26 protein-coding genes are annotated in these 26,015 nt (G+C 45.0%); 4 read left to right on the top strand and 22 right to left on the bottom strand.

What is annotated here, in order from left to right:
* Nucleotides 1–60: 60 nt before the first annotated feature.
* The 5 genes from ACZ42W_RS09390 to ACZ42W_RS09370 form a co-directional block, all read right to left on the bottom strand.
* A complete protein-coding gene (locus ACZ42W_RS09390; RefSeq protein ID WP_464170229.1) occupies nt 61–1,044 on the bottom strand; it encodes a 6-bladed beta-propeller in 984 nt (327 codons plus the stop codon).
* A 12-nt stretch (nt 1,045–1,056) separates the two neighbouring features.
* The gene (locus ACZ42W_RS09385; RefSeq protein WP_464170227.1) at nt 1,057–1,752 is read right to left on the bottom strand and encodes a tetratricopeptide repeat protein; all 696 of its coding nucleotides are present in this window, start codon (nt 1,750–1,752) and stop codon (nt 1,057–1,059) included.
* A 28-nt stretch (nt 1,753–1,780) separates the two neighbouring features.
* Nucleotides 1,781–2,947, bottom strand: a complete 1,167-nt coding sequence (locus ACZ42W_RS09380; protein WP_464170225.1) for a NapC/NirT family cytochrome c — start codon at nt 2,945–2,947, stop codon at nt 1,781–1,783.
* Between the two features lie 34 nt (nt 2,948–2,981).
* Nucleotides 2,982–4,193: a NapC/NirT family cytochrome c gene (locus ACZ42W_RS09375; RefSeq protein ID WP_464170223.1), complete on the bottom strand. Its 1,212-nt coding sequence runs from the start codon at nt 4,191–4,193 to the stop codon at nt 2,982–2,984.
* 278 nt (nt 4,194–4,471) lie between these two features.
* Nucleotides 4,472–5,152: a LuxR C-terminal-related transcriptional regulator gene (locus ACZ42W_RS09370; RefSeq protein WP_464170221.1), complete on the bottom strand. Its 681-nt coding sequence runs from the start codon at nt 5,150–5,152 to the stop codon at nt 4,472–4,474.
* Between the two features lie 251 nt (nt 5,153–5,403).
* Here ACZ42W_RS09370 and ACZ42W_RS09365 point away from each other — a divergent pair, with 251 nt between their 5' ends.
* Nucleotides 5,404–6,399 carry a hypothetical protein gene (locus tag ACZ42W_RS09365; RefSeq protein ID WP_464170219.1) on the top strand — a complete coding sequence of 332 codons (996 nt, stop codon included), beginning with the start codon at nt 5,404–5,406 and terminating at the stop codon, nt 6,397–6,399.
* Between the two features lie 57 nt (nt 6,400–6,456).
* On the opposite strand, the gene ACZ42W_RS09360 is transcribed toward ACZ42W_RS09365, so the two are convergent.
* The 3 genes from ACZ42W_RS09360 to larB all read right to left on the bottom strand — a co-directional run bounded on the left by ACZ42W_RS09360 (nt 6,457) and on the right by larB (nt 8,701).
* Nucleotides 6,457–6,657, bottom strand: a complete 201-nt coding sequence (locus tag ACZ42W_RS09360; RefSeq protein WP_464170218.1) for a hypothetical protein — start codon at nt 6,655–6,657, stop codon at nt 6,457–6,459.
* Nucleotides 6,658–6,728: 71 nt separating this feature from the next.
* Complete coding sequence (gene larC / locus ACZ42W_RS09355; RefSeq protein WP_464170216.1) at nt 6,729–7,943, bottom strand: nickel pincer cofactor biosynthesis protein LarC; 1,215 nt, start codon at nt 7,941–7,943, stop codon at nt 6,729–6,731.
* Entirely contained in the window at nt 7,940–8,701 is a 762-nt protein-coding gene (gene larB / locus ACZ42W_RS09350) for a nickel pincer cofactor biosynthesis protein LarB (protein ID WP_464170214.1), read from the bottom strand. The genes larC and larB overlap by 4 nt, the downstream gene beginning before the upstream one ends.
* A 184-nt stretch (nt 8,702–8,885) precedes the next feature.
* Between larB and ACZ42W_RS09345 the strand changes: the two genes are divergently transcribed.
* The gene (locus ACZ42W_RS09345; protein WP_464170212.1) at nt 8,886–9,305 is read left to right on the top strand and encodes a CBS domain-containing protein; all 420 of its coding nucleotides are present in this window, start codon (nt 8,886–8,888) and stop codon (nt 9,303–9,305) included.
* Between the two features lie 122 nt (nt 9,306–9,427).
* On the opposite strand, the gene ACZ42W_RS09340 is transcribed toward ACZ42W_RS09345, so the two are convergent.
* Entirely contained in the window at nt 9,428–10,165 is a 738-nt protein-coding gene (locus ACZ42W_RS09340) for an SDR family NAD(P)-dependent oxidoreductase (protein WP_464170210.1), read from the bottom strand.
* Nucleotides 10,166–10,375: 210 nt separating this feature from the next.
* On the opposite strand from ACZ42W_RS09340, the gene ACZ42W_RS09335 reads away from it, so the two are divergent.
* Both ACZ42W_RS09335 and ACZ42W_RS09330 read left to right on the top strand, forming a co-directional pair.
* The gene (locus ACZ42W_RS09335) at nt 10,376–11,548 is read left to right on the top strand and encodes a VanW family protein (RefSeq protein ID WP_464170208.1); all 1,173 of its coding nucleotides are present in this window, start codon (nt 10,376–10,378) and stop codon (nt 11,546–11,548) included.
* A 98-nt stretch (nt 11,549–11,646) separates the two neighbouring features.
* Nucleotides 11,647–12,672, top strand: coding sequence for a polyprenyl synthetase family protein (locus ACZ42W_RS09330; protein WP_464170207.1), 1,026 nt, complete (start codon nt 11,647–11,649; stop codon nt 12,670–12,672).
* A 63-nt stretch (nt 12,673–12,735) separates the two neighbouring features.
* On the opposite strand, the gene ACZ42W_RS09325 is transcribed toward ACZ42W_RS09330, so the two are convergent.
* From ACZ42W_RS09325 to ACZ42W_RS09265, 13 genes are all read right to left on the bottom strand, one after another.
* Entirely contained in the window at nt 12,736–13,803 is a 1,068-nt protein-coding gene (locus tag ACZ42W_RS09325; protein ID WP_464170205.1) for a tetraprenyl-beta-curcumene synthase family protein, read from the bottom strand.
* A gap of 175 nt (nt 13,804–13,978) precedes the next feature.
* Nucleotides 13,979–14,179, bottom strand: a complete 201-nt coding sequence (gene tatA, locus ACZ42W_RS09320; RefSeq protein WP_464170204.1) for a twin-arginine translocase TatA/TatE family subunit — start codon at nt 14,177–14,179, stop codon at nt 13,979–13,981.
* Between the two features lie 263 nt (nt 14,180–14,442).
* Nucleotides 14,443–15,222: an SDH family Clp fold serine proteinase gene (locus ACZ42W_RS09315; protein WP_464170203.1), complete on the bottom strand. Its 780-nt coding sequence runs from the start codon at nt 15,220–15,222 to the stop codon at nt 14,443–14,445.
* Between the two features lie 475 nt (nt 15,223–15,697).
* Complete coding sequence (locus ACZ42W_RS09310) at nt 15,698–15,982, bottom strand: hypothetical protein (protein WP_464170202.1); 285 nt, start codon at nt 15,980–15,982, stop codon at nt 15,698–15,700.
* 14 nt (nt 15,983–15,996) lie between these two features.
* The gene (gene hemL, locus ACZ42W_RS09305) at nt 15,997–17,298 is read right to left on the bottom strand and encodes a glutamate-1-semialdehyde 2,1-aminomutase (RefSeq protein ID WP_464170201.1); all 1,302 of its coding nucleotides are present in this window, start codon (nt 17,296–17,298) and stop codon (nt 15,997–15,999) included.
* 11 nt (nt 17,299–17,309) lie between these two features.
* A complete protein-coding gene (gene ahbB, locus ACZ42W_RS09300; protein ID WP_464170932.1) occupies nt 17,310–18,335 on the bottom strand; it encodes a siroheme decarboxylase subunit beta in 1,026 nt (341 codons plus the stop codon).
* Between the two features lie 2 nt (nt 18,336–18,337).
* Complete coding sequence (nirJ2, locus tag ACZ42W_RS09295) at nt 18,338–19,336, bottom strand: putative heme d1 biosynthesis radical SAM protein NirJ2 (protein WP_464170200.1); 999 nt, start codon at nt 19,334–19,336, stop codon at nt 18,338–18,340.
* 71 nt (nt 19,337–19,407) lie between these two features.
* Entirely contained in the window at nt 19,408–20,379 is a 972-nt protein-coding gene (gene hemB / locus ACZ42W_RS09290; protein ID WP_464170199.1) for a porphobilinogen synthase, read from the bottom strand.
* A gap of 20 nt (nt 20,380–20,399) precedes the next feature.
* Nucleotides 20,400–21,575, bottom strand: a complete 1,176-nt coding sequence (gene nirJ1, locus ACZ42W_RS09285; protein ID WP_464170197.1) for a putative heme d1 biosynthesis radical SAM protein NirJ1 — start codon at nt 21,573–21,575, stop codon at nt 20,400–20,402.
* Nucleotides 21,572–23,086 carry a uroporphyrinogen-III C-methyltransferase gene (gene cobA, locus ACZ42W_RS09280; RefSeq protein WP_464170195.1) on the bottom strand — a complete coding sequence of 505 codons (1,515 nt, stop codon included), beginning with the start codon at nt 23,084–23,086 and terminating at the stop codon, nt 21,572–21,574. Before cobA ends, nirJ1 begins: the two co-directional genes overlap by 4 nt.
* A 37-nt stretch (nt 23,087–23,123) precedes the next feature.
* Nucleotides 23,124–24,050, bottom strand: coding sequence for a hydroxymethylbilane synthase (hemC, locus tag ACZ42W_RS09275; protein WP_464170193.1), 927 nt, complete (start codon nt 24,048–24,050; stop codon nt 23,124–23,126).
* 12 nt (nt 24,051–24,062) lie between these two features.
* On the bottom strand, nt 24,063–25,394 hold the full coding sequence (gene hemA / locus ACZ42W_RS09270) for a glutamyl-tRNA reductase (protein WP_464170191.1): 1,332 nt from the start codon (nt 25,392–25,394) through the stop codon (nt 24,063–24,065).
* The gene (locus tag ACZ42W_RS09265) at nt 25,370–26,008 is read right to left on the bottom strand and encodes a precorrin-2 dehydrogenase/sirohydrochlorin ferrochelatase family protein (protein ID WP_464170189.1); all 639 of its coding nucleotides are present in this window, start codon (nt 26,006–26,008) and stop codon (nt 25,370–25,372) included. The genes hemA and ACZ42W_RS09265 overlap by 25 nt, the downstream gene beginning before the upstream one ends.
* Between the last annotated feature and the right edge of the window lie 7 nt (nt 26,009–26,015).

Here is a 26,015-nt window from a genome sequence, read left to right as displayed (position 1 = left end):
ATCAATACTTCTCTATAGAACCCCCCCTCTCAAATGAACCTTTTCAATGGCTTTCACCTTTTACTTATACACAGCGACTCTCTGATTACTAGAATCAGTAATATAGACATTGTCGTCATTGTCAACATACAGTCCATTCGGGAGGGAAAACTGAGTATTGGACTGTCCACTTGAACCGAAGGAAAAGAGCTTCTTACCTGAAGTATCATTCGTATCAAATCCATAAACCATATGGGACAGGTTATTTACGACATACAAAATACCTCGTGAGTCAATTCCGATTCCACGGGGGTTAACAAATTCTGAAGGGCCTTTACCATCCACACTTCCATTAAAAGACCTTACAAACTTTCCATCCTTGTCAAAAATTTGTATTCTTTGGTTTCCTGTATCGACTACGTAGAGGTTCCCGTTTTTATCAACCGTCAGAGCATTTGGAGCTTGAAATTGCCCCTGTTTTTGGCCATGTGCTCCAATTTCCTTTAAAAGCTTTCCATTCATGTCGAAGACGAGGACTTTTCCTTTTGTTATTTCAGTAACATATAGATTATCTTCGAAAATACGAACCGTACCAGGAGCTTCAATTACTTTTTCTTTTTGGTCCTTTTCGCCAAAGTATTTTATAAAGTTGCCTTTGTCATCGAAAACTGAAATGGAGCCATTATATAAGTCAGATACATAGACTTGACCTTGTTTATCCCCGGTAATTCCATAGGGGAATTTAAATTCCCCAGGCTTATCACCTTCTTTTCCAAATTTGAAAATAGGAGTTCCTCCCTGATCAAAGACCTGGACTCTCTTATTGTTCGTGTCAGTTACATAAACAAATTGATTAATGAGGGAAACATCCATGGGTTTATTTAAAGCATCCTCCCCAAACCCACCGTATATTAGTTGACTAAACACTGGTTGGGCCTTCTTATTAACCACCTTCTGAATTGGGGCAATAATTGTTTTATCATGCAAGTAAAAAAGAGTTAGAAAGACAATTGAGATTATTAAAAAGGTACCAAGCATTGAAAGGTAGACTCTAGATTTTTTCATTTGCTTTCACTCCTATTTCTTCTCGAGTCGCTCAAGTGATTCAATGGCTGCTTTATAAAGGGGATCAAAAGTTAATGCCTCTTTATAAATAGCAATCGCTGACTCCTTGTCTCCCTTTTCCTCTGCCAATCTGCCTAATTCGTAAATAACTTCGACGTTCGTTGGACTTAATTTATTGGATTTTTCAAGGGATTTGAGAGCTTCCTCATACATCCCTAAATTTCTATAGGTAATTCCAATTTGCAAATGAACTTTGTAGTCTCGGGGACTAAGCTCTACAGCCTTTTGGAAGTTTTGTAAAGCTTCGTTATACCTTTCCTCTTTAATTTCAAGAAGCCCAACATTATAAAGCGCATTAAAATTCTTGGGTTCCAAAACTAGGGCCTGATTAAACTCCTTCATCGCTTGTTCATTTTTTCCCTTTAACGAATAGGTATAGCCTAATTCTATTCGGGTTTGTGCATTATTGGGCTCTGCTTGTACCTTTTGCTGGAGATATGCTAATTGTTCATTGACCCTTTTCAAATCAAGATCTGTCCAAACATAATATTTTCCAACCAAGTACCACCCGCCGACACTGACAAGTAGAGTAAGAAGAATCATAATAAAGGCCTGCAGTTTTGTGAAGCTGTCTTTTTTGACCTTTTTAGTCTTCGTGGGATTAACTGGATTATTTATGGAGTTTAGGTTCTGTATAGTCTCTGACATGCTTATCCCCCTTAATTAATTGGGTAAATCAATTAGTTGTTCTAGAACTTTGATGACATTTGGCACAAAATTTTTGGTTATGGCATGTGTAGCAAGTTTCTGTGACCTGCGGATTCTCAGGTAACGGCACAGGATGCTTCTCCTTCCACGGTCTCTTGTAGTGAGAACTTGGATGACAGGATCCACAGCTAAGCTTCGTTACGGGCGAATCTCGCAATACATGATTATCATGACAGGTGAAACACTTCTCCTGATCCAGACTGGCATACGCCCCATGATTCATTTCAAAGAATGGCACCTTATGACTCGGCGGCATCTTCCCATGACAATCCTTACAAAAAGTATTCGACTTCGCATAATCCCTAACGGATATTGTATTCGACGTCTTCCCATTTCCTTGCGTCAAGAACTTCAAATAACTCGCCGAACTCCCCTTAGTGACCTCCACCTTCTCCTTACTCATATAAGAATGACAAGAGTCACAATTAACTATCTCCTCTGGGGCAATCTTCCCATGCCCCCCTTGCTTAAACACCTCGTCCTTATGCGTATCCGGTATCATCGACGTCTTATGACAAGCGCTACAGTTCAACGGTGCTTTTCTAACCTTATGGCAGCTCATACAGGTATCCATATCCGGTCGGATACTTTTCTCGTCGGACATGAACCGTTTGCCTAAGGTCTCGTCCCACTTTCCGTAATCGGTTCGAAAGGTCACCTTCTTCTCTGCGATATTTCCGTGGGCGATACCACTGTGACAGGAAACACAACTTACATTCTTATCTGCATGCTTCGTATGCGGTATTATGAGATCCCCGGAGGGGGTTACCTCCCGTTTCGTCATATCGTGACATTTATTACATACTTGGTCCGGAATCGGGGTTGTCGATTGGATCAGGATTCCATAGTTACCGGTGATTGACGCTACAATCTCCTTCACTGTAAAGATCTTATACTTCATCTTCTTCAAGGTCCCCGGCGGAGCATGACAACCGACACATTGGAGGACCTGACTGTGCGAGGAAGCTTCCCAAGTATAAAGCTCTGGCTTCATCTGATGACAGGAGGTGCAGTAAGCTGTATCTGTTGCAGTCTCAAACGTATCCCAGAAGAAGGCAAAAAAACCAATGATTAAGAAAAGGAGGACCAAAAGCCAGAGCTTTTTATTTCTCTTCAGAGTCTCTTTGAAATTCAAGCGTATGGCCTCCCTTTAGCTGTTCGTAGAAGCTCTACTTCTTGACCTCTACCTTTCCATTCTTAAACCAGTGACACGTATTACACGTTACAGCATTGACACCTGGTATCTGCTTTTTCGTTTCTGGATTGATTGCCTTATCGATCTCATGGCAGACCAGACAATTCTGGGCTCCTTTATCCTTTACAATCGTTGAGTGCGTCGGTAACCATTGCTGTTTATTTGTTAAGTGCCCTGTGGGCCTTTTCTCATGGCAGGGTGCACACAAGGTGTTGCTGCGAGCATAATCCTTCACCGGTGTACTAATTGTTACAAGTACCCGATCTCGTTGTCTGGAGTGACAATCTGCGCACCAGCGGGGATCCTTTGTAGCGGTGACTCCATGGGTTACACCCCAGGTTTTCTCGACATGGTTTACAGGGGTTTGAATCTTAAGATGACAAGGTGCACAGCGCATGGGAGCTGTAAGTTCACTCTTCGCTGACATGGCAATGGCCTGAACAGCTTGTGGGAGTTGCCCGTTTCCTTCCTTGGCTTGTTTCTCGGATTCCTGGCGTTCTGCTACCCTTTGAGCTTCTGTTTTTCCAAGTCCTTCATTTTCTTCCCACGGTTTCTTCCCTTCGTTCACTTGCTCATGGCAATCCATACACGCTTCCATCGCGGTCTTAGTGTCATCAAACTTACTGACTTCTTCAGCCTTCGCTAGAGTCCATGTACCAATATCTTCTTTCGTGGTAAGTCCTCGTTCTGCTACGAAGGCGTGGGCGACACCGCCATGACAAGCGGTACAGGCTATCTCGTGCTTTAAGTGCGTTTCATGCGGGATGTTGATGTCTCCTGAAGGAGTGACCTTCCGCATCGTAGAGTGGCAGCTTACACAGACATCATTTTTAATCGGTTCAGACGAAACAATTGGATAAGAATAATTTCCAGTGATATGTTTGCCAAAATATCCAACAAGGTTCAACTTACTTTTAACATAATTCCCAGCTCCTGGACTGACGTGACAGGTTGTGCAAGAAAGATTGGCATGGGAAGTCACTTTGTACGTGGCACTTTCCGGTGACATCTCATGGCAGCTCGCACAAAACGCTGAGGTGGAACTTGCTTTCAGTCCAGCTCCTCCACCGACGACGATAACAACCAAAAGCCCGAGAAGTAGGAGTAACCACTTGCTTCGTTTCCCTGGTTGCTTACTTTTTTTAGATTTAAGTTTATTCCAAATTGCGCTTAGCCTTTCTTTCACGAAATATTCAATCCCCCTTCTTGGAGTGATGTTATATCTTTATTCACCTCCTGTACGAATAAGCCCCTAAGTGAAAAGATATTAACGACTTTAGTTTACTTAACTTTGTACTTTTGCAGTAACTCTCTAGGGAGTATCCTGTCTACTCTCATGAGAGTACCCCGTCCTACCTTATTAACTCCCAGAATGTGTTAATTCCTTGTGACGAGCGCCTCAGAAAGCGGCCTCTCTAAAAAATATTTTTAAATTTTCCAAAAAATATAACTGGATTATATTTACTAATCAATCAAGGATATTAACCCTTTACGGATTGCGTACTTCACTAGTTCTACTCGGTCGTGAAAGCCTAGTTTATCCATAATATTTCGGCGATGGGTCTGCACTGTTTTTGTACTAATATAGAGTCTCTTAGCAATCTCCTGATTCGTATACCCCTCCGCAATAAGCTGTAATATCTCTACTTCGCGCTCGGTTAAAGCTTGTTCAGTCTCTTCACAATCCATTACTCGATTTGAAGTCTGATAAATCCCGTTTAGAATTTGCTTAGCTACCATGGGATGAAAATACGAATTACCTTCATAGACAGCGTGAATTGCACCGACTAGGTCAAAAAAAGAACTTTGTTTTAGAAGGTACCCGGCAGCCCCAGCTTCCAGAGACATTCGAATCGCTTCGACATTACATAGATGGGTCAAGACAAGGACTTTGACTGAAGGATCACATTCACGGATTTGACGGATAGTTAGGATTCCATTACAGATTGGAGTTCCAAGCTCCATTAAAACAATATCTGGTGTAGTTTCGCTGATTCGCTCAAGAATATGATTATTACTTTTTAAGACATACTGAACCTTCACATCCTCTACGCCTTCAAATAACTTTCTTAGCCCTTCAAGTTGCAGTTGATTCTCGTCCACCATTAAGACTTGAATCGTCATTTCCTCACAACACCGTCCCATCTCATATACTCTCCTCAGTGTATGTGTTGACACCATTTAGTACTATATAGCACGTATTTCCTCCCTCCTGTGTTTTAGTTATAATTCGAGTGGACTCATATGATAGTTGTACGTGTAAGTATTCTATATCTTACAATTTTTTCCTTTGGCGAAAACCCACCATTTTTTGGGTTTTCATTTCCTATTTTTGGTTATTGTGCAATCTTTCTTAAAGGAAGAATTCTAAGTTCAAAGGGAAGTGAGGGTTTCAATTGAAAATTCGGAATGTCATCATTGTTGCCGCAGTTTTTTCTCTTCTGGCTATATCACTTAACGGAATCTCTCATAATGGAGATAGAAACTCGAATTCCTCATCTGAAAAAACACTAGCTCTTATCGAGAATACTCCACCAGGGCCCCCAGCGATGAGCGAAGTAAATTCCTCACTGCCTTCTGGTAAACCCATTTCTTCAACGACTCAACCCTCATCATCGTCAAGTGAATCGTCCACCCCAGTACCCGCTCAGACTACCGTCCCTTCTTCCTCAGTCATGGATGCCAGTTCACTCACATTACAAGTTGAAAACAGTGGACATGCGAAATTAGTGAATCAGACAGAAGGAACTAGCTGCCTAGCCTGCCACACAATCCAGAACAATCAATATACCTTGCGCCGATCCGGTTGGGAAACCTGTGGAACGTGTCATGTGAGCTCCACTGGAAATCCGATTCCAGGGGTAGAGGTCCATCATCCTCAATTCCAAATGATTCAAGGTGTTGCGATTGGTGATATCTTACCTATGCCTTCCTACAAGTACAAATACTTGAAAGAGAGCTTCTCCTGTACCAACTGCCATGTCACAAATGGTACAAAACACGACTTTAGAGTCCCTGGGGTCACTGCCCTACAAGATTCAAAAGGCATCGGCAACGAAGGAACATCGATAGATTTCCAACAATTCAAAGGGATCTTCAAACAATCTTCCTGCGATGTCTGTCATCCCAACACGGCTGAGACCGTGAATCGCGTAAAAGAAATGCAATCAATCATTGGGAAGAAGCTAGACGAGTTACAACCTATATACGAGGAGTGGAGCACCAAGGTTAAGTCCATGGATGCCAACGACCCCAAAGTATTGACCTTCAAGAACGGTGCAACTTACTACACGTACGTATACTCAGATGGATCGAAAGGAGTTCATAACTTCCCCTATGCGAGACTCCTCCTTGAGAAGGCAGAACTGATCTGGAGAGGACTCCAACTATAAAGTGCAAACGAAAAAAACGAGACTCCGAAATGGAATCTCGTTTTTTCATCTCTATATTTACTCTAAGGCTAGTATGGACCCGATAGTGTAGCTTTTCGCGCGGCAGTGAACGACTTCTAGCGTAGGGGCGTTAAAGCGAACGAGGCTTTCGAGTGGCAGCGGCGCCACTGGTTCACATGCAGAAAGCACATGGGTTTGGCAACGAAAGTGTCCAGTGGACATTTTCGCCCGAGGCGGCATTCCACAAATGATACTCATCCGCTGAAGGTGCTCCCTCGGAAGCGAGTGAGGTAGCCCTGAAGCTAATGAGTGAACGGATGCGCGAAAAGCTACAGACCCGAGCTCTGAGCAAAAGCACTCCTCTTGACCATATCATAGACCATCTTAAGTGAAAGCCCAGACTCCTGTGCAAGTTTACGGCAATCCTCATACTCTGGACTTATCGTACAGACTTTCCCGTCCAGGAAAGCCACCTTTACCCGTGCTGGTCCATATTCTGACTCCACAGTGCGAAGCTCATAAGGGAGCATGTATTTCGTTATGGGATAGACACGGAGGCCAATCGATGTCGTTTCTTTAAAAATCAAGTCTCTAAACTCTTCGAGTCTTTCTGGAGAAATCTGTACAGTAAGAATGGTGGCTGGACGATTCTTCTTCATCTGGATATTCTGGAGATATACATCCATCGCTCCAGCCTTCAAGAGCTTTTCCAAGAGATGCTCATAAAATTCTGGGTTCATATCATCGATATTTGTCTCGAGGGTTAAGGCTTGTCCTTCACGAATCCCGTCCTGTCCCACCAGACCGCGCTTAGGGTTACCTCCCTCATTCACAAGTTCCCCAAGTGTCAAGCGGAGTAGATTCGGAATTTCGAGGTTCTTCTCCCCCGCTCCATAACCTACCCGCTCAACTTTGAATTCAGGCATCGGGCCAAACTCCTGACAGTAGGTCGTCAGTATCGCCGCACCGGTTGGGGTGACGAGCTCCTTCTGGATATCTCGAGCATAGACGGGTACCCCACGGAGTAACTCCAAGGTTGCTGGGGCAGGAACAGGCATCACGCCATGCGCTGCCTTGACAAAGCCAGTTCCCGTATGTACAGAGGAGGCATATACTTTCTCAATCCCAAGCCTCCAGAAGCCGATCGCTGCTCCTACGATATCTACTATGGCATCCACCGCACCCACTTCGTGAAAGTGCACCTGATCCACTGTAGTTCCATGAACTTTCGCTTCTGCTTCGGCTAAGCGGGTAAATACTTGAATACTTTTCTCCTTAACTTCATTCGGTAAGGAACTTCTATCAATAATCTCCTGAATATCTCCAAGATGCCTGTGGACATGCCCTTCCAGTGCAAATACCTTTACTTTTGTTCCGGTGATTCCATTCTTAACCACCTTTTCTTCATAGAGCTCGTATTCATCGAGCGCTAATCCAGCTAAATCTCGCTGAAGAAGCTTAAAATCAAGTCCTGCATCAACTAAGGCTCCTAGTGTCATATCCCCACTGATTCCAGAAAAACAATCGAGGTATGCTATCTTCATTCCACATGCTCCCCTAACCGATTAATCAAACTCGCCTGGTACCCCGCACCAAATCCATTATCGATATTCACGACACTTACACCGCTCGCACAGCTATTCAGCATCGCCAGGAGCGCAGCCAATCCTCCGAAACTTGCGCCATAGCCGACACTGGTCGGAACGGCAATGACGGGTTTATCGACGAGTCCTCCCACGACACTTGCCAGTGCTCCTTCCATGCCAGCGACTACGATGAGAACCCGAGCTTGCAAGAGTTTATCCTTCTGATCGAGCAAGCGGTGAATTCCTGCTACCCCGGAATCATAGACACGTTCCACACGGTTTCCCATGACTTCGGCGGTAATCGCCGCCTCTTCTGCGACAGGTAAGTCTGAAGTTCCCGCACTGAGGACAAGGATATTCCCACGCTGCTCTTGCTTACCCCGTCGAATCACGATTAAGCGAGGGGAAGGGAAGTACTCTGCATCTGGGATTTTCTCCAATACGGCTTCATAAACTTCTGGGTTTGCGCGAGTCGCTAGGATATTTCCATCCTCTTTTTGTACAAGCCTTTCTGCTATCATCGCAACTTGTTCCGCTGTTTTTCCTGCACAATAGATGACTTCTGGGAAGCCTTGTCTCAGATGGCGGTGATGATCGATCTTTGCAAAGCCTAGGTCCTCATAGGGTAACTCCTTAATCTGAGTAATTGCCGTCTCAAGATCGATGGTCTGATCCTTTATCCCCATGAGCAACGCTCTTAACGATTCTTCATTCATAGAACTCTTCCTTTTTATCTATTAATTGTAAGATTATAATCATATTGACTACGGGCTTACTTTAACATAGGATACCACTCTCTGCAAGAATATTGAATTCAAGCTTGGACACTTCACTATTCCTTGATAGAATAGGATAAGGAGTCCAGATAATGTAGCAAAAGATTGAGGAGTTGTGACTTAAATGAATGTGGCCTTTTTTTTGATTCCTAAGAAAGATATTGTGTACTTGAAATATAATTCGACAATGCGCCAAGCGCTTGAGCGGATGGAATTCCATCGCTACTCGGCCATTCCACTCATTGATGATGAGGGACACTATCGAGGAACGATCACAGAAGGGGATTTATTATGGAAGTTAAAAAATACCCCAGGCCTCAGCTTTCGTAATACCGAAAACATTCGTCTCACTGAGGTTGAGCAGCATATTCAAAATCACCCTGTCTCCATCAATGCAATGATGGAAGACTTGATTTCACGAGCCGTAGAGCAGAATTTCATCCCTGTCGTCGATGATCAAGAAATTTTTATCGGTATGGTGCGTCGCCGCGAAATTCTGGAGTATTGCTCCAAAGCGCTGGCCAATATCAACGAAGCTAGATAAAGAAAAGATCTAACTTCAAATTGAATACTCCAATAGTTAAATACTACCCAACGAAAAACGTCAAGCGAGGCAAGCTTATCTGCATGCCTCGCTTATTATTCGTATATTCATCTCTAAACAGTTTAAATGAAGTTTCCTCCATCAACCACGATGGTTTGACCTGTGACAAAGCCTGCATGTGCAATCAAGGAATAAACGACCTCTGCAACATCCTCAGGTCCAGCAACTCTCTTCAAAGGAGTTCCCGCTGCAAGTCTTTCGATATGGGCATCCTGACCTTCGACCCAACGCGTCTGCACAATTCCTGGAGCGACTGCGTTGACACGAACTTCTGGAGCTAGCACTCTAGCCAGCGACTTGTTGATGCTGATTGCCGCTGCCTTCGAAGCAGAATATGCAATAGAACTTCCCAAGCCAGTCATTCCGGCTATAGAGGCGACATTGACAATACATCCTTTTTGCTTTCTTAACTCATCAGCAGCCGCCCGGCAGGTATTAAATAGCCCTTTGACATTCACTCCGAAAATCTCATCCCAGTACTCATCTTTAAGCCCTTCAAGGTCAGAATGATCGACAAATCGTGTCGTTCCTGCATTATTGACGAGAATATCGAGTTGTCCAAAATCAGCAATGACTTGCTTAACCATCTCTCTAACTTCTTCATCCCGGGCTACATTGGCCTGGTAGATACGACAGGTCACTTCCAGTTCTTCAACTTCCTTCTGGGTTTGGAGAGCCTCTTCTTTGGAGCGGGAATAATTAATCGCGATATTTACTCCTTTGCGAGCAAGAAGCAAGGCGATAGCGCGCCCAATCCCTGTGCCCCCTCCGGTAATTAATGCTGTTTTTCCTTGTAACATATCGTTTCCTCCCTATTTGACAAGCAATTTAACACTACTTCAGTATAGCCTAGAAATTCGGCTCCATCAAGAAGTATTATAGGATAACCTATACATCGATCTTCTGTAGCTATACAGTGATATTTCTCATGCAAAAATGTAGAGAATACGAAATATTTTCACTCCCTCGCCATATAGATAAACGAAGTAACGCGTGGGAGGAATTCACCCTTGGAAACAGAAGTTGCACAAAAACAAGACGCTCCTTCTCGGAGAAAACACCTTCTTATGGGGACGTTTCTTGGACTTATACTTATTATCCTCTTAGTCCTAGGCGCTCTCTTGATTTATACTCAGGACCATGGAGTCTTCTTCCCTCAGATCGGCATTCATGGAATCACCCTATCTGGCTTAACCCCTGAAGAAGGGAAAAAGCAGCTTGAAAATCAGCTAAATCTCGAACTGGCAAGAGAAGTAAGCTTCCAAATTCCTGGAGAAGAACAAACACTTAAACTACAGCTCAAGGCTTTGGGACTAACGTATGATTTAAAAGATGCCTTAGATCAAGCTTGGAAGGTCGGTCGCGAAGGAAATTTATTGTCTAAGGCCTTTAGTCGGCTCGAGAGTCGTACTGGTTATGAAATCCCCCTTGAGTCGACTTGGGATGATCAGAGGCTAAAAAGTATACTGGAAATATCCTTTCAGCCCTATTACGTAACTCCGAAGGATGCGACTTTCGAGATAACAGATGAGAATAAAATGCACATTCTTCCTGAACAAGTGGGGCGTGAATTGGATCTCGACGCTTTAATACAAGAGATCAAAGAACTCCCCTTGAGTAAAGAACCCTTGAAGGGAGATTCACTTCCCACCCTAACCGTCCCCCTCAAATCGTACCTACAACCCAAAGTCACAGCAGCTCAGCTTGAAGCCATGAAAATTACGGGCTCTTTGGCCAAATATACGTCTTACTTTGACTCTAGTCTCTTAAACCGTTCAGAAAATATTCACCTCGCTGCCCTTGCCTTGGATAAGAAAATCTTGTCCCCTAATGAAGTCTTTTCCTTCAACCAAAGTGTCGGCGAACGAACCATTGAAGCGGGTTACAAAGAGGCCATGATTATCGAAGGAAATACCTTCACCCCAGGACTCGGGGGAGGCATCTGTCAAGTCTCTTCCACGCTTTATAATGCGATAACCCTTGCGCATCTCGAAGTGACTGAGCGTCATCGGCATTCCCTCCCTATCAGCTATGTACCACCTGGTCAAGATGCCACGGTTAGTTATCCTGTACTTGATCTCAAATTCAAGAACACCTCCGGAGGCTATCTCTTAATTCGTAGCCTAGTTCAAGGGAACAGCATAACCTTTGAACTATACGGGAAATCAAAAACAACGAGATGAATAGAAACTCTGTAAATCCGAATTTGTGTATCCTTTTTGCCTTTCCTGGAATACTAGAACTATCTACGCATTAAGGATTAACGCAAAGGACGGATCTTATGACCTTTCTTGACACAAGCTCTTTCGCCGCTAGTACCTTCCCTTTAACAAAAGAGGACCATCAGAATTCAGAGCCCCTTCTTCATTTTCCAGAACTTCTGATTGTTGAAGATAAACTGCAGGACTCTTTTCGGCGAGCCGATGGAATTATCAAAGAAACATGCTCAAGACTCTTATCCTCCGGGGGCAAACGATTAAGGCCTTTGCTCACTTTACAAAGTGCTCAGTGCTTCGGTCCACTCAACACTTCAACGATTCAGGCTGCTGTAGCTGCTGAACTCATTCATATGGCCTCTCTCATTCATGATGATGTAATTGATCGTTCAGATCTACGAAGAGGCATGCCAACAACCAATTCAGAACATGGAAACCAGATTGCGGTTCTAACGGGAGATTATGTCTTCGCTGAAGCCTTCCATATTCTCTCCTCTGGGCAGCTTCAGACCAGTATGACCTACCTTGTGGAGGCTATAAAGTCAATGTGTGATGGAGAAGTCCATCAGGCGGAGGACCGCTTCAATCTTGCCATTGATCAAAACACTTACTTCAAGCGAATTTCGCAAAAAACGGGTGTACTCCTAGCGAGCTGCTGCCAATCCGGTGGAGCAACGGCTGGCGCTTCCTTAGAGGATATTCAGCGTCTAAGGGATTATGGATTGAATCTCGGATATGCTTACCAAATTATTGATGATATCCTCGATTTTACGGGGGACGAGCAAATTACAGGGAAGCCTGTAGCAGCGGATCTTATCAATGGGTATATTACACTCCCTGTTATCTATCTCCTTGAGAATCCCTTGTATGGTCCTTGGGCCCAAGAAATTCTTCAAAAGAAAGAACTCACTGCTAGCGATATCCGAAAAATTATCCAAGCCCTGATTTCCTCTGAAGCCCTAGATGATGCTTTCGCAACGGCTTTATACTGTGCTCAGAGGGCGATCCATTCACTTGAGCAGATACCCTACTCTCCTGCCAAGGCCTTTTTAACGGATTTGACCCATACCGTTCTTTACAGAAAAGCGTAATTTAAGGCAATAATTGCGGGATAATCAATCTAATAAAGGCTGTACGCAAAAGGGATATCCTTCTTAAAGGATATCCCTTTTGCGTAACTGTGAACACATCCAGTAGAGAAGCTTAACCTCTACTCCCCCTATTTTTAGGAGGCTCCGTGCTGTCTCCGTTAATTCTTCCAAGCTCCCTTTTTCGTCAGAGAGATACATCGCTAAGAGTCCCTTTATCACCGCCTCATGGAATTTAGGATACGGTAATTGTCTGCCCTTTTGAAGGGAAACTTGGACAAAAAAGCTGAGTCTCTCTTTCCGCTTCTTCTCTGACTCATAATACTCTACGAAATTAAGCTGCGAGGTTTCCCTATCTTCCTCTAGGTCTATAAAGTAATCCAGAAGAATATGTAGTCCTTCAATCCAGGGAAAATAGGCTTCTTTGATTCTTCGAACCTCTTCCTGTTGCAGTATAGGATTATAGGATGCAGCATACAAACAGAAGATTCCTAAAGTCGACCCCGTCGCAGCAGCGAATTCCCATTCCGAGAGTCCAGGATAGTTCGGAAGATGATTTTGAATCCAACTTAACATTTTCCCTTCCCGCTCAGACTCCTTGAGATGCTTCGTGCTCTGTAGTGAGGAATACTGCTCTGCTAACCAAAGCATTTCCTTCTTGACGAGTGAGTAGGAAGGTAAAGACTTCACTTTTTCCTGGCAGGCTTGAACGAGCGTGTCTAGATATCCCCCATCTTCATGGTGAGGATAAAAGGCGTAATAATCTGAACGCTTAGACTCCGGTTCGAGGGCCTCAGTCATGGCGAGATGGAGATGAGCAAAGGCTTTTTCATCCTGTACTTGGAGAGCATCCACAAGGTTATCGAGATAATCGCTGATCGTTTGGTAGGCAACGATAAACTCAACTACTTCTTCCGTTCTCACTCCGGGATACAAAGCATAGATGCTTCCTCCTAAGCAATGAAAAGCCTTTTGTGTCATACTGTCGAGGGCTTGCTTCGCAAGAACCCTATCTGGAGATGAGTTGGCTAGAGTCTCCCAATGCCGAAGATTTTTCTTAACAAGGGGAAAGACATTTTTAACAAATTGAACGATCAACACCAGATTTGGGACTTGTCTTACATAGGTCGTCACAAGGTCACTCCCTTTGGATCACGATGAGAGACACTCTCTTAGGCTTAGTTTGCCACGGTGGCTTAGTGTCTAACCCCTTCTTCCCTACCTAGAAAGAATATGTACAGTGGCACTATGGCAAAAAAACAGGAAAGTCATCTCAAAGGAGATTCTTTCCTGCTCTTCTTGTTCTTAACTATTCAGCTTTTGGAGTTTCTTTATCCTTTTCGTCCTTATCCTTCTTCTCTTCACCGTTGGTTGCGGATTTAAATTCATTGATTCCTTTACCCAGAGCTTTTCCGAGTTCAGGTAATTTACCTGGTCCAAAAAGAATTAAAGCAATGACTAAAACGATGATCATTGTCGTAGGGGTTACAAAACCAAACGTTGTAAGCATGTAGACACCTCCATAGATTAAATATACCACATAGAAAGAGTTCAACACAAATGAAAAATTCGTGAATTACATTACAATCATCACAATCACTATCCTATCGTATTTTGTCGAAACTTTCAACAAGATTTTTGTGGTTAATTTGGTTATTCTGTTTATCCAACCAAAATATTTTCCGATTAAGTAAATCCAATGTTTTTTAAAAATTATAATAAAACGAAGAACAGAGTTATCACAACCCCGCTCTTCGTTTTATATGAATACGGTTAGAATGAAGCATTTTCGTTTTCTCTAGCACTAAAAAGATCCTCGTAGCCCAGATAAAGACTCCAAATCACGTCCCAGAGATCGCCCTCTGCTTCTGTAACTTTCAACCCAAGTTCCTTTGCCTCACGCCGGCCAATGGGATAGCCATGTGAAAAATACCCTTCGGTCAGGGCACGTGTCACAATTGGAACGCGTTCTGGTGTCTCCTTAAACATATAACGTGATAGGAGTGCTTCCGCGTATTGATGAGAGGCTTTGAGAGCTTTCTCATAATCCCCAATCAACCAAGGATCCAGCTTATTGAGCACGGGATTAATGATACACGTCACAAGTTCTGGATCAGGACTATCTGCAACTGAGCGCTGCAAATAATCTATGCAATGTCGAATCGCTTGTACGGGAACCCATAAATCTTTATACACTGGATGTTTGACCAGCGGATCGATAGGACCAAGCTCGGAAATAGGACCCATGACAACCTCATCCGCCCCCAAAACCACCATGGATGCAGCAGACTTCGCTGCGAAGGGCACGATAACACCAAATTCATCACAGAATTCGCGAATGAGCATGACGACCTTATAGGGGGTATCGACTGCTCCTCCATAGCTATGAAGGAAAAGGTCAATCTTCTCCGTATGCCCTATTGACTTGAGTTGTTTATAGAGGGGAACCAAAATACTGTCATCAAGAGGGGTATATGCAAAATAGACCAAGACTTTTGAGCCGCGAAGTTCTTCTAATCGATTCAGGTTATTTATACGATCTTCGGCATTCATAGGATACCCCCAAATCACCCAATTATATACCATATTATTCCATATAGCTCTATAAGGTGATTCTTTTGAGTCAATTACCCACTTCTGATATAAGACAATCTAAAAAATCTTAATACCCAAACTTATTAAAAAGACCTGTTAGCGTAGCTTCTCGCACAGGAGTGAACGATTTGCGGCGGAAGGGTGATAAAGCAAATAAGGCTTTCGTAGGGTAGCGTAGCCACCTGGTTCACTTCAGGTATTACCCTGAGGTTTGGCGAAGCTCCTACGGAAGCGAGTTTGCTAGCCCTGGAGCGCTAAGTGAACGATGTGCGAGAAGCTACACGACCCTATATTTTTCATACCCAGATACTTCTGCTATCGGTATTATCTATCTTAGTAAAAAAACACCTGAAAGATTTTTCTCTCAGGTGATAATGCCTTAAACTATTTAAGCCTCTAACCTTTATTTAACCGAAATTTAAAATCAGGGGAATTAATCCGGAAGCTCGACTTTAATCCCCGCTTGCTCATGGCAGGATTGACAATATGCCTTCCCACCTAAATTCTTCTTCACATGACATCCGTAACATTGTTTGGCGGGATTTTGATTATTCAAGACGGCAAAGCCATGGCCATTGGGACCATTAAGCCACGTCTCCTTCGGGATTGAGGTATGGGGATTGCTCGGATCGTGACCTTGCGAAACGAAGATTACCACGACCAAGGCTACGAAAAGAGCAAGAGTAATGAGACTCCGAATGACTTTTTTTCGTTCCATCGCCATAAGCCTCCCTACCTGTCCTTACGGAGAGATTTCAAGACTTGTCGCGCTTGTTCCAAGGTATAATCAATATTTTCATCGGTATGTGCCGTGGATAAAAAGACAGCTTCATATTGACTCGGTGCTAAATAAATGCCCCGTTCCAGCATTCCACGGTAGTACTCAGCAAACAACTCAACATTGGAGGTACATGCACTCTTGAAATCCTTAACAGGTTGATCAGTAAAGAAGGCTGAGAACATTGCCCCTACAGAATTCGTCCAAACCGGGAATTGCAGATCCTGGGCGATTGTTTTTAAGCCCTCAGCCAGACGTAACGTTTTACGTTCTAACTCCTCATACACACCTTGCTTCTGCAAGAGACGAAGCGTTACAAGCCCTGCTGACATCGCCAAGGGATTACCGGATAAGGTCCCAGCCTGATAAATCGGTCCACTTGGTGCTACTTGCTCCATGTACTTGAGCTTCCCGCCGTAAGCCCCGACGGGTAAACCTCCACCAATTATTTTACCCAAGCAGGTCAGATCAGGGTCGATATCGAAGCGCGCTTGGGCACCACCATAGCTCACTCTGAAACCCGTCATCACTTCATCGAAGATAAGAAGTGCACTGTACTGCTGCGTTAATTCCCGTAAGCCCTTAAGAAAACTAAGTTCAGCGGGAACGACACCCATATTCCCTGCCACGGGTTCAATAATCACAGCAGCGATATCTTCCCCTTGCTGCAGGAAGATCTCTCTTAGCCCTTCTAGATCATTGTACTGGGCCGAAATCGTGTTCGAGGCTGTCGAGGCTGGAACTCCCGGAGACGTTGGTACACCGTAGGTTAAAGCACCACTTCCTGCTTTGATCAGTAAAGAATCCGCATGCCCATGATAACAGCCTTCGAACTTTACGATTTTATTCCGACCTGTAACCCCACGCGCTAAGCGCAAAGCGCTCATGGTCGCTTCTGTTCCCGAGTTAACCATCCTTATCATTTCCATGGAAGGATAGGCTTTCAATACCTCTTCAGCCAATTCCGTCTCTATCTCAGTCGGAGCACCATAGCTTGCACCCCGTTCAGCAGCTCTTTTAATTGCTTCCACTACTTCTGGATGAGCATGCCCAAGAATGAGCGGCCCCCAGGACAGGACGTAATCCAGATAGGAATTACCATCGATATCCCAGAGTCGGGCTCCTTCCCCCCGCTCGATAAATACAGGCTCCCGCCCCACTGATTTGAAAGCACGCACTGGAGAATTAACTCCTCCCGGAATGACTTTCCTTGCCCGGGCAAAGGCCACTTTACTCCGTTCATCCTGAAAGCCCAAAATTAACCCTCCTAATCGTCTTCTTCCATGAAGTATTGCATACTGCTCTTCTTCAATTCCCTCTGACTAAAGAGCATATCGTACTCTTGAATTCCAGCTGTCTGGGAAATACTCTTCATAACACCTTGACACTCTTCAGCAGAACGGCCGTGAATCATGGTAAAAAGGTTATACGGCCAATCCGGAAGAGTAGGTCTTTGATAAATGTGGCTCACTTCGCGAAACGCCGCCATGATCTTTCCGATCTCTTCTGCCTTTTCTTCGGGAACGATCCATACTCCCATAGCATTCGCAGTGAAGCCTGCTTTCTGATGACGAAGAACTGCGCCAAAACGACGAATAAGCCCTGCCTCAAGTAGTTTCTGAGTGCGGTCCAGGACTGTCCTTTCCTCCCAGGCGAGTTCCTGCGCTAGGTCAGCAAACGGGGTAAGCGTTCCTGGGAGGTCCCCTTGAAGCGCACGAATCATCGCTTTATCCTGTTGATCTAAAGGATACGGTTCAGGCTTTTCCGCCTTGTTCCATGCCCCAGGAGAAAAGCAGTCTTGCTCCTGCTCTGGCTGCCTAGCCGATTCCGACTCCGACTTTTCAGTATTGAAATCGAAATCGACTCTAATCTTAAACAAGCGGGTCGCAGGGAGAGAATAAACTTCAGGACTACCTAGAGCCTCCTTCACTTTGTTAAGTGTTTGTTCCACTTCATCCTGGGAAGGAGCAATAAGGGTAAACCACATATTATACTTATGACTTCTTAAGTAATTATGGGTTACCCCCGGTATATCCTGTAACAACTCCGCAAGAGGCTGAATCTTATCTTCAGGAACCTTTGCAGCACAAAGCGTACTTTTATAGCCGAGACGGTGAGAATCAAAAACTCCCCCTAACCGTCTGATAAGACCCTCGGCTCTTAAAGCCTGAACTCTTTGCCAAGCTTCCTGCTCAGTCGTTCCTGTAAGCTCAGCTAGCACCTGATAAGGGCGAGCATCGATCGGGAAAGAAGTCTGGACGGTATTCAATAGGGACCGATCGAGAGCGTCCATTCCTATTTTGCCCCCTTCCGCCCATGGTATAGACACCAGGGCTCCTCCGCCATATAGTCTCCATCTTCATAGTAAGCAGCTCGGGCGCGGCAACCGCCACAGATTTTCTTATAGCCACACGCTCCGCAGCCTCCTTTGTAGTCCAAAGTGCGAAGCTCCTGTAAAACCTGGTGATTCTTCCATAGTTCATCAAAAGGGGTCTCTCGGACATCCCCAAGTGGAATATTAAGATAGGCGCAGGGTTGAACTTGTCCGCGTGGGCTAATAATGCAATACGAAGTACCGGCTAAGCACCCACGACCGAAGCGAATATCCATCCCCATCTGCTTAGCAATCCGCATGAATTGGGGCGCGCAGGTTGGTTTCAATTCGATATCTACCGTTTGCTGCTTCTTCATGATGCGAGTAAGGGCATCTTCATATTCTTCTGCCCGTAAAGACTCTTCCTCGATGGATACCGCACGTCCAGTCGGGACGAGAAAAAAGAAATGATGGGCTACGGCGCCTTCTTCCACTGCGAAGTCAGTAATGGCCTCTAACTCACTCCGATTCCAATCCATGACTGTCGTATGAATCTGGAACGGCAGACCAACTTCTCGGCAATTGCGCATGCCCTGGACAGCCTCTTCCCAAGCACGAGGGTATTTACGAAACTCATTGTGTTTCTCTCTATCTAAGGAATCGAGTGAAATCCCCATGCCCATAGCGCCCGCTTCTTTGAGTCGACGAGCGAGATCTACAGTCAGTAAGGTACCGTTCGTTCCGAAGACGGGACGAAGCCCGAGTGACTTTGCATAGGCCACAAGTTCGACGATATCCGGGCGCATCAAGGGCTCCCCACCACTGAAAATCATGATTTTAAACCCAGCTCTGGCAATTTGTTCAAGCAAGGTCTTAGCTTCAGCTGTGTTGAGTTCTTCATCCGCTTTACATCCAGCATCTCTATAGCAATGATCACAATACATATTACAATCATTCGTAGTATTCCAGGATACAATCATCGTTTATCCTCCTTGCACTTGGATCGACTATCTATCGATGCACAGTTTTGAAATACGAGCTCATTCAGCTTTTACTTCTGCAACCAACGAGCGACATCTAGCGCATGGTAGGTAATGATAAGATCCGCCCCCGCACGTTTCATGCTTACTAGAGTCTCCATAACGATTCGCTCTTCATCAATCCAGCCATTCGCTGCGGCAGCTTTAACCATAGCATACTCTCCACTGACATTATAAGCTGCGACGGGCAGGCCAAAGCGTTGCTTCGTACGGTACATAATATCCCCATAAACCATAGCTGGCTTTACAATGATGAGGTCTGCACCTTCTTCTATGTCAAGTGCTGTTTCAATCATCGCCTCATTTCCATTGGGTGGGTCCATCTGATAGGATCGACGATCTCCAAATTGTGGCGTAGATCCAGCAGCATCTCGGAAAGGTCCGTAAAAACCTGAAGCAAACTTTGCGGAGTAGGACATGATGGGGACATCGGTGTACCCTGCCTGATCGAGTGCTTTACGGATTGCCCCTACTCTGCCATCCATCATATCTGAGGGAGCTACCATATCTGCACCCGCTTGTGCATGAGACACTGCAGTTTGAGCCAAGAGATCGAGGGTCGGATCATTTAAGACCTGCCCTTCCTGGATAATCCCGCAGTGACCGTGATCGGTATATTCGCACAGACAAACATCTGTGATGACATACAATTCAGGGTAGTGTTGCTTCGCGAGTCGCACGGCCTCTTGGACAATTCCGTGCTGATGATACGCTCCACTTCCCACTGCATCCTTTGTCTCGGGAATACCGAAGAGAAGAATTGCTAGGACGCCGCATTCAACTACTTCTTTCAAAGCGATCAAGTATTCATCAAGAGAGTAATTATAAACCCCTGGCATGGAAGAGACTTCCACCTTTTTCTTCTCTCCAAGCATCACGAACATCGGGTATATCAAATCCTCAACTCGAACATGATTTTCCCGAACCATCTTACGAATGACTTCACCGTTCCGCAGCCTTCGTGGACGTCGAATCAGTTCCATCAATAATCCCTCCCAATAATCTATTTAAGACCAATTTCTTCATCTGTTAAATAACAAGCTGGATCAGACTCCCAGAAATCACCGGTAACGGCTTCTGCGCGCGTGCGGAAATTCCCATTGCAATTGTCTAAGTACTGACATTTTGAACAACGCCCTTTGAGGAGCGGTTTACGATCTTTCATGCCTGCTAAAATCGGGTGGGACATATCCGTCCAGATATCGCCAAATTTGCGTTCACGCACATTGCCAAAGGTAATATGCTGAGTGAATTGGTCTGGGTGAACATAACCAAGAGGATCAACTTCTGAAAAAGCGATTCCAGAGCGATTTCCACCATTCATGCTAATCAGGTCCTTAATGGACTGTGCTTTTTCTGGATCTTCCTTCAAGGTACGAAGATAGAGATACACCCCATCACAGTGGTTGTCGACCGTCAGGATTTCTTTTTTCAGTCCGCGCTCTTCATAATCGATTGTGCGACGAATAATGGTTTCCATCGCCTGGCGTGATTCTGGAGGAGTAACATCCTCTTTAATCATCTGATTTCCACGGCCAGAGTACACCAAATGATAGAAACACACGCGATTGATATTCTTCTCTTCGATGAAATCAAAGATATTATCTAACTCAGCTAAGTTATGGCTGTTAATCGTAAAACGCAACCCAACACGTTGATCTACAGCCACGCAGTTCTGAATTCCTTCCATAGCGGCTTGGAAGGCACCTTCACGGCCACGGAATTTATCATTGACATCCTGCAAACCATCGAGGGAAATCCCGACATACCCGACCCCAATATCTTTAATCCGCTGAGCAACCTCACGGGTTATTAACGTACCATTCGTAGACAGTGTAGGGCGAATCCCCTTGGAAACTGTGTATTCGGCGAGCTCAAAGAAATCAGGACGAATTAAGGGTTCTCCGCCGGAGAATAGAAGGACTGGCACGTTAAATTCAGCGAGATCATCAATAAAGCGCTTAGCCTCTTCGGTGGTCAATTCCCCTTGATATTTTTGTGCATCAGAATCCATATAGCAATGAGCACACTTCAAATTACAGGTCCGCGTTGAGTTCCAAACGACTACAGGTCCTGAACCACTCGTCGTCCCATGGATTGCTCCCTTTGAACTATCGCTATAACGTAGGGAATCGCCAAAATACTCGGTATTAAAAAGTAATTTCGTAACGCTTATCATTTCCCTACCCCCTCTAACAAAGCTTGAAGAAGTCCGTCGATCGTATATTTTTTGGCTTCACTAAAAATATCTAAGCCTAATTCTTTTGCTGTTTGACTCGTAATAGGTCCAATGGAGTAAAGCTTCACGCCCTCTAAAAGCTCCTTATCTCCGTCGAGGAGCTGTAAGAAATTACGAACGGTCGAGGAACTCGTAAAGGTGACAGCCGTCACTGCTTTTTCGCGCAAAAGCTTACGTAACTCCTCTTTATTGGCATTTCCTAAGACGGTCCGATAAGCAGGAACATCCCAAACGTCAGCACCCAGAGCCTTCAAGGATTCCGGCAATATATCCCTAGCTTCTTCAGCTCTCGCAAGTAAGACACTTTGACCTGGTAATACTCGACTTGCAAGTCCTTCGATGATTTTCTCAGCGCGATATTCCTCAGGTACAAAGGAAACCTTTAAACTCCGCTTCTCCAGGGCAGCTTTCGTTGCTGGTCCAATGGCAACGATCTCAATCCCGGCTAAATCCCGAATGTCTTTTCCTTGGTTTTGTAGTTCTTTAAAAAATTCCTCTACCCCATTCACACTGGTAAAGACAAGCCACTCAAAGCGCTTGAGGCTTTGGATTGCTTCAATCAGTTTACTGGAATCTGACGGTGGAGCGATTTCAATCGCTGGGAACTCCCAAGGTTCTCCCCCTAAATCCTCGATCGCCTGGGAGAGCACGCTTGCTTGATGTCTTGCGCGTGTCACAACGATGCGTTGTCCGAACAACGGTCTCTTCTCAAACCACTGCAGCTTCTCCCGTAATTTAACAACCTCACCGACGATGATAATCGAAGGATTTGCAAACCCTTCACTTTCCACTAAGTCCGATATATTTTGAAGCTCTCCCACAAGGACTCTCTGCTCAGGCCGAGTCCCCCACATAATAATCCCGACTGGAGTGGAAGGGGCACGTCCATGTTCAATGAGCTTCGAGGCAATGAGACTTAAATTCTCCATACCCATCAAAAAGATCAGGGTACCATGTGAATTAGCCAGGTGCTCCCAGGCCAAAGCCGAACTATTCTTCGTTGGATCTTCGTGACCGGTAATAACCGCAAAGGAAGAGGTCAAGTCACGGTGCGTTACAGGAATTCCAGCATAGGCAGGCACGGAGATCGCAGAGGTTACCCCTGGAACAATCTCAAAAGGAATTCCAGCTTTAAGTAGATCCTCTGCCTCTTCTCCACCCCGTCCGAAAACGAAAGGGTCGCCACCTTTAAGTCGAGTGACTATCTTACCTTCGCTTCCCTTTTTCACCAGGACTTCGTTAATTTCTTCCTGGCGCAGGGTATGACGATCTGGAGATTTTCCGACATAAATCAATTCACAATCCGGACGGGCTAAGGTCAAAAGCCGCCGAGAGGCGAGACGGTCATAGACAAGTACATCAGCCTTAGTAATACACTCTGCACCTTTAATCGTAATCAACTTTGGGTCGCCAGGTCCAGCACCCACTAAATAAACATACCCTTTGTCCAAATTAGAACACTCCTATCACTAAGAATATCATGCGTCCTTACGCCTCATTGCTTATACGAATCTCCTCGAGAATTTTCAAGGCACCTTGAGCAATGAGCTTCTCTGCGACAAGGTTTCCCAAATCCTCAGGATCTCCACCGACGGCTTCTGCTTTAAGAATCCGCTGTCCATCTAAGGAAGCCACTATCCCCTTAAGGGTAACTTGGCCAGCTTCAACCGTTCCAAGTGCTCCGATCGGAATTTGGCACCCTCCTTCTAAGCGACGGAGAAGCGCTCGTTCAGCTAGAACTGCACGCTCTGTCGTAGAATGATTAATTTCATGAAGTAATTGACGAATATCCTCTCGTTCAGAGGAGATTTCTATCGCTATGGAACCCTGTCCCACGGCAGAAAGCATCAAATCCTCCGAGATAATCTCCGTGATTCTCTCTTCCCAACCAAGGCGTTTTACACCAGCCGCCGCCAGAACGATTCCAGCCATTTCCGATTCCTCAAGTTTGCGCCAACGGGTCTGAAGATTTCCCCGTAAATCTACGAACACCAAATCGGGACGGAAGTTCTGAAGTTGGGCTTTACGCCTAAGGCTACTTGTACCGATGATTGAGCCCGGTGGTAATTCCGCGAGCCTTGTTCCGTCTTTACTTAGGAAGACATCTCTTGGCTCTTCCCGTTCACAAAATGCAGCGATATCCAGCCCTGACGGCAATAGGGTCGGCAAATCCTTTAAACTATGTACAGCAAGATCGATCTCCCTGCTCAACAGACCGAGTTCCAATTCCTTTGTAAATAGTCCCTTATCCCCAATCTTAGCCAGGGGAACATCAAGGATCTTATCTCCTTTCGTTTTCATGGGAACAAGTACAAATTCTAATTCGGGGTAAATGGTCGATAGGCGCGCTTTAACCCATTCCGCCTGCCAAAGAGCGAGCAGGCTGTCTCGTGTACCGATACGAATAGTACTCATTTTGTCCTCCTATTAGCCCTGGTTGGAATGATGGCCTCTAGCTTGATGAGCTACTCTCATCGTCCTTGAAGCCTCGCCTGTCACATCCAGGTTAAACAGATTTTGAAGAATTTCTGTATATAAATGTCCTTGACTTGAATTTGCAACTTCTTTTAAATTCGTGATAGGTGCATGAAGTAGATGAGTAACGATGGAATTCGCCATAGAACGAATAATTTTTTCTTGCTTGGGATTAAGATCGCCTAATTTATCGAGAGCACTGTTCAACATAGCATTCTTAACCTCTTCCCCCCGACTTTGTAACGCAACAATCGTTGGAATAACGTAGAGGGAATTATGCCATTTTAAGAATTGTGTCATCTCTTCCTCAATGATTCTCTCCGCCTGAACTCCAGCCTGTTCCCGGGCTTTTTGGTGAGTATCAACAACACCCCGCAAATCATCGATGTCAAAGAGTTTAACCCCCTCAATCGTTGCAACTTCAGGATGAATATCCCGAGGAACAGCTATATCAATGAGAAGGAGGGGACGATCTTTGCGTGCTTCCATCACTTGACCAATCCGTTCAGGCATAATAACAAAATTAGCAGCAGCTGTCGCAGAAATAAGGATATCCGTTTCCACCAGGGTCTCATCAAGCTCATCAAAAAGAATGGCTTTCCCACAGAACTCAGCCGCTAAAGCTTTTGCTCGTTCATATGAGCGGTTAGAGACCATGACGGTAGAGGCTCCATTGGTAACGAGATGCTTCGCAGTGAGAGCACTCATCTCGCCTGCTCCGAGAATTAAAATACTTCGTCCCTTAAGTTCTCCAAAGGTTTGCCTCGCCAATTCTACAGCGGTATAGGAAATCGAGGTTGGGTGCTGATCGATTTGAGTTTCTGTCCTAACCCGTTTCCCTACGGTCAGTGCCGTTTGAAAAAATACATTGATCACTTTATTGGTTACGCCAGCCTCACACGCTTTTTCGTAGGCCTGTGAGACCTGACCCAGAATCTGTGTTTCTCCCATAATCATCGAATCAAGTCCGGCAACCACTCGGAACAAATGCCGTACCGAATCATAGAGGGTATGAACATATAAGTACTGAAAAAGATCCTGTTCCTCAAGGTTTGCATGTAGCGCCAAAAAGTTTTTGATCGAGTTAATTCCCGCTTCGACCTCTGTTGTAGCCGCATAAATCTCCAGACGGTTACAGGTATTCAGCAGAACAACTCCTTGGAGAGCTGGGTAAGCCTTTAATTCGTGTAAGGCCGAAGAGATTTCTGAGGGATGGAAACTCACTTTTTCACGAATTTCAACCGGTGCAGTACGGTGATTTAAACCAACAATGACCGGAAACATCTCTCGATCACCCCTTTCGCTTCATCGAGCTCTCCATTTTTAATCAATTCAAGAACTTCTCCATTCGTCGCCTTCGCCCAAAAGATTTCTTTTTGGTCCGTGGTGAGCTGGCTCTTTACAGGTTTTCGCCAGCTCTTCAATAAGGCTAAGTATTCCTTCATTTCGTTTCCATATTGCTCTTCTAGATCAGCACGAATCTGCCGAGCAACGATAGGGCTACTTCCGCTTGTTGAAACGGCAATGTTCAAATCTCCGCGCTCCAAGATAGAAGGAACAATAAAAGTACACTTCTCAGGATCATCAACAACGTTAATAAGCCGATAGGCTTCATTCGCATTTCTCGATACTTCAGCATTAACGTCCTCTTTCTCTGTACAAGAAAAAACGAGGGTTGCATCTTGAATATCGCCAGGGGAATATTCCTTATCTTCCCAAAAGCAGCGGACAAAATCCACCAACTCCTTGAGCTCAGGCAACACCTTTGGGGATACAATCCTTACAACTGCTCCATGCTCAAGCAAGGTTTTTACTTTTCGAAAGGCTACTATACCCCCGCCCACGACGAGGACCGGCTTATTCTGTAATTCCACATAGATAGGGTAATAATGTGACACGTGCAGG

The organism is Desulfitobacterium elongatum, from assembly GCF_055378975.1.
Note: the sequence above shows the minus strand (reverse complement) of the source record. Positions and strands in the feature narration are given on the sequence as shown.